A 13281-nucleotide genomic window follows, 5' to 3' on the forward strand; every position below is an offset into this window, starting at 1 on the left:
TCGTCGAATTCGGCGGAGCCCAATTCGACGAGAACGATTCGGCCGGATGACCGGCTTCTCGACGAACTCGCCGCCATCTGCGGAGCAGTGGCCATCGAACACTGGTGCTTTCGGGTGCTTCGGCGCCCGAAAGCACGTATCAGCCGTTCGGCTTTTCGAGTGGCGGCGCGAATCACGGCGTGTCGTGATCCACCACCCGGACGGTCTAAGCAGGTAGCGTGCCGAGCCGTGACCCGGTCCCCCGAACCGCCCCCAGCGCACGTGCGTGCGGCGTTCGGGGCCCGTGACGCCGAACCCGAGCTCATCGACGGCGGCCCCGCCTGGCGGTGCGGCGACGCCACGATCCGGCCCGCGCCCAAGCCCGCCGAAGCCACCTGGATCGCCAAGACCCTCGACGGCCTCGACGTGCACCACCTGCGCATCGGCCGTCCGCTCAGATCCACCGACGGCCGGTACGTCGTCGGCGGCTGGTCCGCCACCAAGTTCCTGGCCGGCCGGGCCGAGGCGCGCCACGACGAGGTCATCGCCGTCGCGCAGCGCCTGCACCAGGCCACGGCCGAGCTGCCCAAACCCCGGTTCCTCGACGCCCGCACGGACGTGTTCGCCGTCGCCGACCGCGTGGCGTGGGGCGAGGAGGACGTGCCGCTCGAGGCCGACCTCGGCGGCCGGCTGTTCGAGCTGCTGAAGGAACGGCAGAAGCCGATCAACCTCAAGCCGCAGGTCGTGCACGGCGACCTGTTCGGCAACGTGCTGTTCGCGGGCAACGCGCCGCCCGCCGTCATCGACTTCACCGCCTACTGGCGTCCCGCCGAGTGGGCCTCCGCCGTGGTCGCGGTGGACGCCGTCGCGTGGGGCGGCGCGGACGCGGGCCTCTTCCACCGCTGGAGCCACCAGGCCGAGTGGGAGCAGTCACTGCTGCGCGCGACGCTGTTCCGGCTCGCCGTGCACGCGCTGCACCCGTTGTCAACGCCACAGTCCTTTGCGGGCTTGGAACGAGCTGCTCACTTCGTCACCGCACTGCTCTGAGCGGGTCATTTTCCACCGACGAAACATTGCGGAGCATCGGGTTAACGCGCGCTTCCTAGCGTTCGACGCGTGACCCATTGCCCCTACTGCGCGCTGCAGTGCTCCATGAGCGTCATCGACGGCCAGGTGACCCCTGGTCCCGGTGGGCTGTGCCAGAAGGGCTGGACGGCGGGGGAGCTGTTGCGCCACCCCGGCCGGTTGACGTCCCCCCTGCTGCACGGTTCGCCGGTGTCCTGGGACGAGGCGCTGGACTTCGTGGCGTCGAAGATCTCCTCCTACGAGCCCGACGAGGTCGCCGTGTTCGGCGGCGGCGGGCTCACCAACGAGAAGGCGTACGCGCTCGGCAAGTTCGCGCGGGTCGCGTTGAAGACCTCTCAGATCGACTACAACGGCCGGTTCTGCATGTCCTCGGCCGCCGCCGCGGGCAACAAGGCGTTCGGGCTGGACCGCGGGCTGCCGTTCCCCCTCACGGACCTGCGCGGCGCCGACACCGTGCTGCTCGCGGGCTCGAACCCGGCCGAGACGATGCCGCCGTTCCTGCGGCACCTCGACGGCGCGCGGCTGATCGTCATCGACCCGCGCCGCACGCCCACCGCCGAACGCGCGACGCTGCACCTGCAGCCCGCGCCGGGCACGGACCTCGCGCTGGCGCTGGGACTGCTGCACACGGCGGTCATCGAGGGCGTGATCGACAAGGAGTACATCTCCAGCCGCACCACGGGTTTCGACGACGCGTGGCGCTTCGCGGCGGCCTGGTGGCCGGAGCAGGTCGAACGCGTCACCGGTGTCTCCGCCGCCGACCAGCGCGCCGCCGTGCACATGCTGGCCGGGCGCTCGTACGTCCTCACGGGACGCGGCACCGAGCAGCACGCGTCCGGCACCGACACCGTCTCGGCGTGGATCAACCTGGCGCTGGCACTGGGCCTGCCCGGCCGCGCCGGCTCCGGGTACGGCTGCCTGACGGGCCAGGGCAACGGCCAGGGCGGCCGCGAGCACGGCCAGAAGGCCGACCAGCTGCCGGGCTACCGCAAGATCGACGATCCCGCGGCGCGGCAGCACATCATGGACGTCTGGGACGTCGACTGGCTGCCCGGTCCCGGCCGCAGCGCGTACGAGCTGCTGGTCGCCGAGGACATCAGGGCGATGCTGGTGTTCGGCAGCAACCCGGTGGTGTCGGCGCCGCGCGCGTCCGGTGTGGCCGATCGGTTGCGCGCGCTGGACCTGTTGGTGGTGGCGGACTTCGTGATGTCGGAGACCGCCGCGATGGCCGACGTCGTCTTCCCGGTCACGCAGTGGGCCGAGGAGGACGGCACTATGACCAACCTCGAAGGCCGGATCATCCGGCGCCGCAAGGCACTCGACCCACCTGCCGGGGTGCGCAGCGACCTGGAGCTGGTGCAGGGCCTGGCCTCACGGCTCGGCGTGGGCGAGAAGTTCCCGGTCGAACCGGTCGAGGTCTTCGAGGAGCTGCGGCGCGCGTCCGCCGGTGGCCTCTCCGACTACTCCGGCATCACCTACGAACGCCTGGAGACCGAGCAGCTGCACTGGCCCGTGCCGTCGGTCGAACATCCAGGCACGCCAAGGCTCTTCCTCGACCGCTTCGCGCACGCCGACGGCCTCGCGCGGTTCGTCCCGGTCGACCACCGCGGCCCCGCCGAGCCCCCGGACGCCGAGTTCCCGTTGCAGGCCACCACCGGGCGCGTCCTGCAGCACTACCAGTCGGGAGCGCAGACCCGGCGGATCGGCGAGCTGCTGGCCGCCGTTCCCGAGATGTACGTGGAGATGCACCCGGACACGGCTTCGCGCGCGGGGCTCGCCCCCGGTGAACCCGCGCACGTCGTGTCGAGGCGGGGAACCGTGACGGCGACCGTGCGGTGCGTGCCGAGCATGCGTGCCGACGCGGTGTTCCTGCCGTTCCACTTCCCCGGTGACGGGCGGGCGAACCTGCTCACCAACCCCGCGCTCGATCCCACGAGCCGGATGCCCGAGTTCAAGGTGTGCGCGGTGCGATTGGAGCGGGTATGAGGCGAGTCGTGATCGTCGGGTACGGCATGGCAGGGGCTCGGCTGGCGGACGAGCTGCGCCGCCGCGACCCGGAGCTGTCGATCACCGTCGTGGGTGCGGAACCGCACGCCGCGTACAACCGGGTGCTGTTGTCGACGGTGGTGGCGGGCACGATGACGCCGGAGTCGACGCGGCTGCACGACGAGACGTGGGCGCAGGAGCACGGCATCGACCTGCGGCTGGGCTGCGAGGTGCGGGAGATCGACCGCGCCGCACGCGCGGTCGTGCTGGACTCCGGTGAGTCCCTTCCCTACGACGCCCTCGTCCTCGCCACCGGCAGCGTCCCCTGGGTCCCGCCCGCCGAGGGCCTCACCGAGGACGGCGAGCTCGCCCCCGGCGTCGTCGCCTTCCGCACCCTCGACGACTGCGCGCGGATCGAGGCCAAGGCCCAGAAGGGCATGCCGGTCGTGGTCCTCGGCGGCGGCCTGCTCGGCATCGAGGCGGCGCGCGGTCTGGCCGGACGCGGCTGCCTCGTCACCGTCGTCCACCCCGTCGGCCACCTGATGGAACGCCAGCTCGACCCCGGCGCGGGCGGCGTCCTCGCCCGCACGCTCGGCAAGCTCGGCATCGAGTTCCGGCTGAACGCCCTGGCCGCCAAGTACCTGCCCGGCGACGGCCTGGTCCTCGACGACGGCACGCACGTCCCCGCCGAGCTCGTCGTGGTGTCGGCGGGGGTGCGCGCCGAAACCTCGCTCGCCGTCCAGGCCGGGTTGACGGTCGACCGCGGCATCGTGGTGGACGACGCGTTGCGCACCAGCGACCCGCGCGTGCACGCGATCGGCGACTGCGCGCAGCACCCCGGCACGGTGTCGGGTCTGGTGCAGCCCGCGTGGGACCAGGCCGCGGTGCTCGCCGACCGGCTGACCGGCGCGAACCCGGCCGCGCGCTACCAGGGAACGTCGGTCGTGACGCGGTTGAAGGCGCGCGACGTCGACCTCGCCGCGCTGGGGGACGTGCACACCGATGTGGACTGCCCGGACTCGGAAGTCCTGTGCTTCCAGGAACCCTCGCGCGGCCGGTACGCCAAGCTCGTGCTGCGCGACGACCGGGTGGCGGGCGCGATCGTGCTCGGCGCGCCGGACGCGGCGGCCACGATCACGCAGCTCTACGACCGCGGCATCCCCGCGCCGACCGACCGGCTGGCGCTGCTGCTCGGACGGGCGCTGCCGGCGGAGGCCGCGTCGCCCGCCGACCTGCCGTCCAGCGCGGTGATCTGCCGCTGCAACACCGTCTCCAAAGGACAGATCGTGTCGGCGTGGCGGGCGGGTGCGGAGTCGTTGCCGCAGCTCGCGGAGGCCACTCGCGCGACGACGGGGTGTGGTGGCTGCAAGGACGCCGTGTGCGGGTTGCTCGACTGGCTCGGAGCCTCACAGCCCGCCTCGGCGTGATGTGCGGCGGAGTTGCCGTCGCCGTCATCGGGCAGAACCGCCTGGTAATGCGCGGTTCCTAGGTTCTTCGGCAATCGCCGATTCCGCGGAGGACGTACATGAGCTGGATCGACCACTGGGAGCCGGAGAAGCCCGAGTTCTGGGAGTCCACCGGCAAGCGGATCGCCCGCAAGAACCTCGCTCTCTCCATCTTCGCCGAGAACCTCGGGTTCAGCGTGTGGGTGCTGATGAGCATCGTGGTGGTGAGCCTCGGCTCCGTCGGCTTCGACTTCAGCGTCGGCCAGCAGTTCTGGCTGCTGATCGTGCCGAACCTCGTCGGAGCGGTGCTGCGCGTGCCGTACACGTTCGCGGTGCCGAAGTTCGGCGGGCGGCTGTGGACGACGATCAGCGCCGGGTTGCTGCTGATCCCGTGCACGATGCTCGCCTACGCGGTGTCGACGCCGGGCACGCCGTACTGGTTCTTCCTGCTGACCTCGGCCGCGATGGGCCTCGGCGGCGGCAACTTCTCGTCGTCGATGGCGAACATCTCGTTCTTCTACCCGGAGGGCAAGAAGGGGCTCGCGCTCGGCATGAACGCGGCCGGCGGCAACCTGGGCGTCGCGATCACGCAGCTCATCGTGCCGTTCGTGATCACCATCGGCACCGGGATCAACCTCGCCTACGCGGCGTTGATCTGGATGCCGTTCATCGTGCTGGCGACGGCCTTCGCGTGGTTCTTCATGGACAGCCTCACGCAGGCCAAGCCGGACGGCCAGTCGTACAGGCTCGCGCTGTCGAACCGGCACACGTGGGTGATGTCGTTCCTGTACATCGGCACGTTCGGGTCGTTCATCGGCTACTCGTTCGCGTTCCCGTCGCTGATCAAGCTGAGCTTCGTGGACTACAAGGGCTGGGTGGCGCTCGCGTTCCTCGGCGCGCTGATCGGGTCGATCGCCCGGCCGTTCGGCGGCTGGCTCGCGGACCGCGTCGGCGGCGCGAAGGTGACGCTCGGCACGTTCGTCGGGCTGGCGATCGGGACGATCGGCGTGATGGTCAGCGTCGACTCGAAGAACTTCGCGTTGTTCTTCGGTTCCTTCATCGCGCTGTTCATCCTCGCGGGCGTGGGCAACGGGTCGACGTACCGGATGATCCCGGCGATCTTCCGCACGCAGTCCGACGACGACAAGTCCGCGAAGCGCCAGGCCGCCGCCGTGGTCGGCATCGCGGGTGCGATCGGCGCGGCCGGCGGTGTGCTCGTCAACCTGGTCTTCAAGTTCTCGCTGGAGGGCTCGAAGACCCTGACGCCCGCGCTGACCGCGATCCTCGTGTTCTACGCGCTCTGCCTGGGCACGACCTGGTGGTTCTACCTGCGGCGCAACGTGTTCGCGGCGCGGCCCTCGCTCGCCTACGCGGGCGTGTGACGCACAACGCCTGAGCTGCGGCGAGAGTTTCCTTTAACACCCGCGAAATGTTGCGGACCTTGGGATGACACGCCGCCCGGTGAGCATGGCCGGGCGGAAGGAGGAGTGCCCGATGACTCAGACCCTGGTCGTGATCGGCAACGGCATGGTCGGCCACCGGCTCGTCGAGATCCTGCGTGACTCGTCCTGGCGGATCGTGGTGTTCGGGGAGGAGTCCCGGCCCGCCTACGACCGCGTCGCGCTGTCGTCCTATGTGGACACCTGGACCTCGGCCGCGCTGGAGCTGCCCGCGTTGACCGGGTGCGAGCTCCGGCTCGGCGAGAAGGCCGTGTCCGTGGACCGCGAACGCCGCGTCGTCGTGGGAGCCTCGGGAGTCGAGGTCTCCTACGACGCGCTGGTGCTGGCGACCGGCTCGGTGCCGTTCGTGCCGCCGGTGCCCGGCCGCGACCTGCCGGGCTGCCACGTCTACCGCACGATCGACGACCTGGACGAGATCCGGGCGACGGTGGAGGCGGCCGCGCGTCCCGGACGGCGTTCCGGCATGGTCCTCGGCGGCGGTCTTCTCGGCCTGGAGGCGGCCAACGCGTTGCGCGGCATGGGAGTCTCGCCGCACGTCGTGGAGCTGGCGCCGCGGCTGATGCCGATCCAGGTCGACGAGGGCGGTGCCGGCCTGCTGAAGCGGCTGGTCGAGAAGCTCGACCTGACCGTGCACACCGGGACGTCCGCCTCGTCGATCGAACGCGACGGCACGCGGCTGATCGCGAAGCTCGCCTCCGGCCTCGAACTGGACCTCGACGTCGTGGTGTTCAGCGCGGGCATCCGGCCGCGCACCGACCTAGACCTGGGGCTGGAGCTCGGGCCGCGCGGCGGGTACCTGGTCGACGCCGCCTGCCGGACCGCCGACCCGCACGTGTTCGCGATCGGCGAGTGCGCCGCGGTCGAGGGCGTGACGTACGGCCTGGTGGCCCCCGGCTACTCGATGGCGGAGGTGGTCGCGGACCAGCTCGCCGGTGGCGCGCGGACGTTCCCCGGCGCCGACGTGTCCACGAAGCTGAAGCTGCTCGGGGTCGACGTGGCGTCGTTCGGCGACGCGCACGCGCAGACCGAGGGCGCGCTGGAAGTCGTGGTGAACAACGCCGTCGCGGGCACGTACAGCAAGCTCGTGGTGTCGGACGACGCGCGCGTGCTGCTCGGCGGCGTGCTGGTCGGCGACGCGTCGTCCTACCTGTCGCTGCGGCCGTTGGTGGGCAAGGAGGTCCCGGCGGCGCTGCTGCAGCCGGGCGCGGCCGTCGACGTCGACATGCCCGCGGACGCGCAGGTCTGCTCCTGCCACGCGGTGACGAAGCAGACGATCACCGACGCCATCCAGTCCGGCGTGGCGTGCGACGTGGCCGAGCTGAAGGCCTGCACCAAGGCCGGCACGGGCTGCGGCTCGTGCGTGCCGATGCTGAAGAAGCTGCTGACCGAGTGCGGTGTCGAGCAGTCCAAGGCGTTGTGCGAGCACTTCACGCACTCGCGCGCGGAGCTGTTCGAGATCATCCGGGCGACGCGCGTGACGACGTTCTCGGAGCTGGTCTCGAAGCACGGCACCGGCCGCGGCTGCGACATCTGCAAGCCCGCGGTGGCGTCGATCCTCGCGTCGCTCGGCAACGGGCACATCCTCGGCGAGACGCAGGTGTCGTTGCAGGACACCAACGACAGGTTCCTGGCGAACCTGCAGCGCAACGGCACGTACTCGGTCGTGCCGCGCATCCCCGGCGGCGAGATCACGCCGGAGAAGCTGATCGTCATCGGCGAGGTGGCCCGCGACTACGGCCTCTACACCAAGATCACGGGTGGCCAGCGCATCGACCTGTTCGGCGCGACCGTCGACCAGCTGCCGAAGATCTGGCGCAGACTCGTGGACGCCGGGTTCGAGTCCGGGCACGCGTACGGGAAGTCGTTGCGCACGGTCAAGTCCTGCGTCGGCACGACGTGGTGCCGCTTCGGCGTGCAGGACTCCGTCGGCCTCGCGATCGAACTCGAGCTGCGCTACCGCGGCCTGCGCTCGCCGCACAAGCTGAAGTCGGCCGTCTCGGGCTGCGCGCGCGAGTGCGCGGAGGCGCGCGGCAAGGACTTCGGCGTGATCGCCACCGAGAACGGCTGGAACCTCTACGTGGGCGGCAACGGTGGCTTCACGCCGCGCCACGCCGACCTCCTGGTGTCCGATGTGGACACCGAAGAGCTGATCCGCGTGATCGACCGGTTCCTGATGTTCTACATCCGCACCGCGGACCGGTTGCAGCGCACGTCCGTCTGGCTGGAAGGGCTCGACGGCGGGCTCGACCACCTGCGCGAGGTCGTCGTCGAGGACAAGCTCGGCATCTGCGCCGAGCTGGAGGCGGCGATGGAGTCGCACGTCTCCGACTACGCCGACGAGTGGCGCGGCGTGCTGGAGGACCCGGAGAAGCTGGCGCGGTTCACGTCGTTCGTGAACGCGCCGGACACTCCGGACCCCACGATCTCGTTCCGCGCTGAACGCGGTCAGCGCGTCCCCGTCTCCCTGGGCATCCCGGAGGTCGCCAGATGATCGTCTGTGACTTTGCCGTGCTGCGGCCGGAACAGGGCGTCGCCGCCCTGCTCCCGGACGGCTCGCAGGTGGCGGTGTTCCTCACCGCGGACGGCTCGCTGCACGCCCTGGACAACATCGACCCGTTCAGCGGCGCGGCCGTGCTGTCGCGCGGCATCGTGGGCGACCGCGGCGGCGTCCCCGTCGTGGTGTCCCCGGTCTACAAGCAGGCGTTCGAGCTGGCGACCGGCAAGTGCCTGGACGAGCCGTCCGTCTCGATCGCGGTCCACCCGGTGCGCGTGCGCGACGGTGTCGTGGAGCTGACATGACGGGGCCGCTGGCGGGCTTCACGATCGGCGTCACCGCGGCCCGCCGCGCCGACGAGCTCATCGCGTTGCTGGAACGCAAGGGCGCCACGGTGCTGCACGGACCCGCGCTGCGGATCGTGCCGCTGCCCGACGACGCCACCCTGCACGACGCGACGCTGGAGCTCGTCTCGTCCCCGGTCGACGTCGTCGTGGCGACCACCGCCATCGGCTTCCGCGGCTGGTTCGAGGCGGCCGAGGGCTGGGGCCTCGCGAGCCGTCTGCACCGAGCCCTGGAAGGCGCGGTGGTGCTGCCCCGCGGCCCGAAGGCGAAGGGCGCGGTCCGCGCCGCCGGCCTGGTCGAGGCCTGGTCGCCGTCCTCGGAGTCGAACGCCGAGCTGCTGCAGTACCTGCTGCGGATGGGCGTGTCCGGCAAGCGCGTCGCCGTCCAGCTGCACGGCGAACCGCTGCCGGACTTCGTGAACACCCTGGCGGCTGCCGGCGCCGAGGTCGTCGAGATCCCGGTCTACCGCTGGGAACCGCCGGCCGACCTCGGACCGTTGCAGCGGCTGATCGACGCGGTCGTGGGCGGCCAGGTGGACGCGCTGACGTTCACGTCGGCTCCGGCGGCGTCGTCCGTGCTGCGCACCGCCCCGGACTACGCGTCTCTGGTCTCGTGCCTGCGTCGCGACGTGCTGGTGGTCGGGGTAGGGGCGATCACCGCCGGACCGCTGGTGGCGGCCGGCATCCCCGTGGTGCAGCCGGCCCGGTCCCGGATCGGGTCGATGGTGCGGGAACTGGCGCTGGAACTGCCGTCGCGGGCGTTGCGGCTGCGGATCGCCTCGCGCGACCTGGAGATGCGGGCGCAGGCCGTGGTCGTCGACGGTGAACTGCGTCCCGTCGCGCCCGCCCCGATGGCGGTGCTGCGGACCCTGGTGGCCGCTCGCGGTCGTGTCGTGTCGCGGCGGGACCTGTTGGCGGCCTTGCCTTCCGGCGGGGAGGAGCACGCCGTCGAGACCGCCGTCGGACGGCTGCGGACCGCTCTCGGTGCGCCGCAGATGGTGTGCACGGTCGTGAAGCGTGGGTACCGGCTAGCGATGGAGCCTGCATGAAGCTTGTTTTGGCATTCCACGGAACTCGCGATCCCCGTGGGATCGCGGTGTGCGCGGAGATCGCGTCGCTGGTGCGCGCCTGCGTGGACGTGCCGGTCGAGGTTGCCTACGCGGACGTCTGTTCGCCGGACGTGCGGTCCGTTGTGGACGGACCGTACGTCGTGGTGCCGGTGTTCCTGGCGGCCGGGTACCACGTGCGGGTGGACATCCCCGAGCAGATCGGCGGGCGGGCCGGGGTGGTGCTGACTCCGCCCGTGGGGTTGGACGTGGTCCCGGCTGTGCGGGATCGGTTGGTGGAGGCAGGTTTCCGCCGCGGCGACGCAGTAGTGCTCGCCGCGGCGGGTTCGTCGGATGCGCGGGCGCTGGCCACCGTGCGGCGGGCCGCCGAGATGCTCGGGGCCGGTGCTGTGGGGTACGTGGCCACCGCCTCGCCTCGGATCGGTGACGTGGTGGCGGGGATGTCCGGCCGGGTTGCCGTGGCGTCGTGGTTGTTGGCGCCCGGGGTGTTCCAGGGCGTGCTCGACCGGTGTGGGGCCGATGTGGTGGCTCAGCCCGTGGGGGCGCATCCGGTGTTGGTCGACGTGGTGGTGCGGCGGTACTACGAGGCGTTGGCCGGGCTGGTGCGGACCGCCTAGTTCCGCACGCCTGGTCACCTTGCTGGCACCGCTCGGCGCGTGAGCGCTAGGTCCGCTTCACGCCTCACCTGGCCCACGTCACCAGAGGCCCGGCGGCTCCGCCTCCTCCTTGCGCGCCTCTTCCCAGCGGTACTCCCGGAGATCCACCTTGCCGCCCAGGTTCGGCACGCCCTCCTCGTGCAGCAGCTGGAGCTGCGTGTCGCGCAGGTGCGGGGCGCAGGTGCCGTCGGCCTTGAGGATGCGCTGCCACGGCAGGTCGTGCCCGTCCTCGTTGAGGATGCGGCCGACCAGCCGTGGCGACGGGGCCTTGGCGAGATCCGCGATGTCGCCGTACGTGGCGACCCGGCCGCGGGGGACTGCCTTGATCAGGTCGCGGACTCGCTCGTGGATCTCTTCGTCCATCGTCGAAGTCTAGCTAGATGGTCCTGGCCCACTGGGCGACGGCGGCGTGGTAGTCCGGCGCGTTCGGGGCGTAGTTGATGGAGTGGCCGTAGCCGTCGAGGACGAACGTGTCGAGGCGCGGGGCCGCCGGGAAGAACGGTGCCTCGTCGGCCTTCAGCGCGGCGGGCGACGAGCAGTCGCTGCCCATCAGCGGGACGCCCGCGCTGCAGAAGTGGGTGTCGTTGCCGACGACGATCAGCACCGGCACGGTGATCTGCCGCGAGATCGGGATGATCACCGTGTTGAGCAGGATGGTGTCCACGGCCTCGGTGACGGCGAAGACGTCCTTCGTGCCCTCGTCGTGGGCGATGGCGCCGGCGATGAGCGGACCCGGTTTGTGGAACGAGTTGTAGCGGGTGTCCGGCATCGTGGTGAGGTAGCCGGCGTCGAGGCCCGCGGGGACCATGTTGGTCAGGACCGGGACGACCGTTATGTAGTTCATCTTGTGCGTGAAACCGGTGACTAGGACGCCGTCCACGTCCCGGTGGGTGCCCGCCTCGATCATCGCCATCGCCGAGCCGATGGAGTGGCCCGCGACGATCACCTTGGTGAAGCGCGGTTTCAGCGTCGTGATGACCTGGTGGACCGCGCTGGCCTGGGTCGACGCGGTGACGAGGGCGCTGAGCGGCTTGGAGCTCCTGCCGGTGCCCAGGCGGTCGAGCGCCAGGGTGGCGAAGCCCGCCTTGTTCTGGGCCTGCGTGAAGGAGTGGGTCTGGGGTTCGAAGCCGACGTCCCAGTACGAGCGGTCGTAGGTGCCGCCCGGGATCAGGACCTGCACCGTCTTCGCGCCCGTAGGGACGCACAGCCTGCCCGCCACCGTCTCCTGCGTGGTGACCAGCGGGGTCAGGCCCACGCGGACCGGGTAGGCGACGTCCTGGCAGGTCGTGGCCGCCGCGGCGGGTAACGGGGCCAGCAGGGTTCCGGTGGCGAGCAGCGCGGCAGCGCACAGCCGGCGGAAACGCATGGGGGTACTACCTCCAACTAGTCGCGGGGGACGGCCCTCATGTGCAGGCCGTCGGGGTACGGCGCGGACGTGAACTTCACGCGCGCCGGACGGGTCGGGACGAGACGCCAGCGGGCCGCGATCGTGGCCAGCGTGATGACGATCTCCGTCTGGGCGAAGGTGTTGCCGAGGCACTGCCGGGTGCCGCCGCCGAACGGGACGAACGCGCCGCGCGGTAGGCCCGCGGTGAACTCGGGTGTCCAGCGGTCGGGCCAGAAGCGTTCCGGGGACGGGAAGAAGCGCTCGTCGTGGTGCAGGGCGTGCGGGCTCACGATCACCTCGGCGCCCGCGGGCAGCGTCACGTCGCCCAGCCGGACCTCGGTCGTGGTGCGGCGCATGACGAACCAGACCGGGTACAGCCGCAGGGTTTCCCGCACGACCCGCGCGGTGTAGGTCAGCGCGGGCACGTCGTCGAACGTCACCGCGCGGTCGCCCACCACGGCGTCGACCTCGGCGTGCACGCGGCGCTCGACCTCCGAATCGCGGCCCACCTCGTACAACGCCCACGCGAGTGCGATCGCCGTGGTCTCGATGCCCGCGGTGAGCAGCGTCAGCACCTCGTCGTAGACCTGCTGGTCGGTCATGCCGACGCCGTCCTCCTGCGCGAGCAGCAGCATGGAGAGGACGTCGCCGGTGTCCGTACCGGACGCCCGCCAGCTCTCGATCACCTGCAGCACCACGGCTTTCATCCGCGCGATGGCCGCGTCGAACTCCCGGTTGCCCGGCAGCGGCAGCCGTTCGACGAACGACGGGGACAGCGCGCGGATCATCCCCTGCTGGATGACCGTGAAGACGGACCGGCGGACCTCCTCGACCGCGCGTTCGCCGATCTCCGCCGAGAAGAGCGTCTCGCCGACGACGGTGACCGCCAGCTCCTGCATGTCGTTCTCGATGACGCGGACCTCGCCGGGGCGCCACCGCGCAGCCAGCGAAGCAGCAGCACGAGCCATCGTCGAGGCATAGGCTTCGATCCGTTCCCGGTGGAACGCCGGCTGCATCATCCGGCGCTGGCGCAGGTGGTGCTCTCCGTTCGACAGCAGCAGCCCCGTTCCCAGGTACGGCTGGAACTTGTCGAACATCGCACCTTTGCGAAACTTCGATCCTTGCGACACCAGCACCTCGTGGGTCAGCGCGGGGCTGGTGACGAAGTGCGCGTGCAACGGGCCGAGGTCGAGGCGCACCACGTCGCCCTGCTCGTGCAACGCGTCGGTGAACTTGGCGCGCCGCAACAACATCGACGGCGTGTGCCCGAGCAACGGCCAGCGGTGGGGAGCCACCGGGACGGGCATTCGGACTCCTGCGGAGGTGGGCCGAATGGGGACGGACCACCCTAGGAGCCGTTTGGGCGAGGACGACAGT

Annotated in this window: 11 protein-coding genes; 8 read left to right on the top strand and 3 right to left on the bottom strand. The window is 71.0% G+C overall.

The features are described 5' to 3' along the window. The first annotated feature begins 228 nt into the window (after positions 1 to 228). From ABZX02_RS34435 to ABZX02_RS34470, 8 genes are all read left to right on the top strand, one after another. Positions 229 to 1026, top strand: coding sequence for a TIGR02569 family protein (locus ABZX02_RS34435; protein WP_355304627.1), 798 nt, complete (start codon positions 229 to 231; stop codon positions 1024 to 1026). 105 nt (positions 1027 to 1131) lie between these two features. Further along, a complete protein-coding gene (locus ABZX02_RS34440) occupies positions 1132 to 3051 on the top strand; it encodes a molybdopterin oxidoreductase family protein (protein ID WP_355304800.1) in 1920 nt (639 codons plus the stop codon). Beyond that, positions 3048 to 4478, top strand: coding sequence for an FAD-dependent oxidoreductase (locus tag ABZX02_RS34445; RefSeq protein ID WP_355304629.1), 1431 nt, complete (start codon positions 3048 to 3050; stop codon positions 4476 to 4478). Before ABZX02_RS34440 ends, ABZX02_RS34445 begins: the two co-directional genes overlap by 4 nt. A gap of 98 nt (positions 4479 to 4576) precedes the next feature. Beyond that, entirely contained in the window at positions 4577 to 5878 is a 1302-nt protein-coding gene (locus ABZX02_RS34450) for a nitrate/nitrite transporter (RefSeq protein ID WP_355304631.1), read from the top strand. A gap of 112 nt (positions 5879 to 5990) precedes the next feature. Continuing rightward, positions 5991 to 8447, top strand: coding sequence for a nitrite reductase large subunit NirB (gene nirB, locus ABZX02_RS34455; RefSeq protein ID WP_355304633.1), 2457 nt, complete (start codon positions 5991 to 5993; stop codon positions 8445 to 8447). After that, positions 8444 to 8755 carry a nitrite reductase small subunit NirD gene (gene nirD, locus ABZX02_RS34460; RefSeq protein WP_355304635.1) on the top strand — a complete coding sequence of 104 codons (312 nt, stop codon included), beginning with the start codon at positions 8444 to 8446 and terminating at the stop codon, positions 8753 to 8755. Before nirB ends, nirD begins: the two co-directional genes overlap by 4 nt. Then, positions 8752 to 9843: a uroporphyrinogen-III synthase gene (locus ABZX02_RS34465; RefSeq protein WP_355304637.1), complete on the top strand. Its 1092-nt coding sequence runs from the start codon at positions 8752 to 8754 to the stop codon at positions 9841 to 9843. The genes nirD and ABZX02_RS34465 overlap by 4 nt, the downstream gene beginning before the upstream one ends. After that, entirely contained in the window at positions 9840 to 10478 is a 639-nt protein-coding gene (locus ABZX02_RS34470; RefSeq protein WP_355304639.1) for a sirohydrochlorin chelatase, read from the top strand. Before ABZX02_RS34465 ends, ABZX02_RS34470 begins: the two co-directional genes overlap by 4 nt. A gap of 78 nt (positions 10479 to 10556) precedes the next feature. Here ABZX02_RS34470 and ABZX02_RS34475 read toward each other — a convergent pair whose 3' ends face one another. Genes ABZX02_RS34475 through ABZX02_RS34485 form a run of 3 tightly spaced genes read right to left on the bottom strand, consistent with a single transcriptional unit; the run spans position 10557 to position 13211 of the window. Then, positions 10557 to 10880, bottom strand: coding sequence for an MGMT family protein (locus ABZX02_RS34475; RefSeq protein WP_355304641.1), 324 nt, complete (start codon positions 10878 to 10880; stop codon positions 10557 to 10559). 13 nt (positions 10881 to 10893) lie between these two features. After that, on the bottom strand, positions 10894 to 11883 hold the full coding sequence (locus tag ABZX02_RS34480) for an alpha/beta hydrolase (protein ID WP_355304643.1): 990 nt from the start codon (positions 11881 to 11883) through the stop codon (positions 10894 to 10896). Between the two features lie 17 nt (positions 11884 to 11900). Further along, on the bottom strand, positions 11901 to 13211 hold the full coding sequence (locus tag ABZX02_RS34485; protein ID WP_355304645.1) for a cytochrome P450: 1311 nt from the start codon (positions 13209 to 13211) through the stop codon (positions 11901 to 11903). Positions 13212 to 13281: the final 70 nt, after the last annotated feature.

This window comes from Lentzea sp. NPDC003310, assembly GCF_040610935.1.
Classification (GTDB): Bacteria; Actinomycetota; Actinomycetes; order Mycobacteriales; family Pseudonocardiaceae; genus Lentzea.

Bases quoted from the DNA above. Each gene is read 5' to 3' on its own strand.
- ABZX02_RS34440 (WP_355304800.1), top strand. From the start codon at position 1,132: ATGAGCGTCATCGACGGCCAGGTGACCCCTGGTCCCGGTGGGCTGTGC.
- ABZX02_RS34445 (WP_355304629.1), top strand. From the start codon at position 3,048: ATGAGGCGAGTCGTGATCGTCGGGTACGGCATGGCAGGGGCTCGGCTG.
- ABZX02_RS34450 (WP_355304631.1), top strand. From the start codon at position 4,577: ATGAGCTGGATCGACCACTGGGAGCCGGAGAAGCCCGAGTTCTGGGAG.
- nirB (WP_355304633.1), top strand. From the start codon at position 5,991: ATGACTCAGACCCTGGTCGTGATCGGCAACGGCATGGTCGGCCACCGG.
- nirD (WP_355304635.1), top strand. From the start codon at position 8,444: ATGATCGTCTGTGACTTTGCCGTGCTGCGGCCGGAACAGGGCGTCGCC.
- ABZX02_RS34465 (WP_355304637.1), top strand. From the start codon at position 8,752: ATGACGGGGCCGCTGGCGGGCTTCACGATCGGCGTCACCGCGGCCCGC.
- ABZX02_RS34470 (WP_355304639.1), top strand. From the start codon at position 9,840: ATGAAGCTTGTTTTGGCATTCCACGGAACTCGCGATCCCCGTGGGATC.
- ABZX02_RS34475 (WP_355304641.1), bottom strand. From the start codon at position 10,880: ATGGACGAAGAGATCCACGAGCGAGTCCGCGACCTGATCAAGGCAGTC.
- ABZX02_RS34480 (WP_355304643.1), bottom strand. From the start codon at position 11,883: ATGCGTTTCCGCCGGCTGTGCGCTGCCGCGCTGCTCGCCACCGGAACC.
- ABZX02_RS34485 (WP_355304645.1), bottom strand. From the start codon at position 13,211: ATGCCCGTCCCGGTGGCTCCCCACCGCTGGCCGTTGCTCGGGCACACG.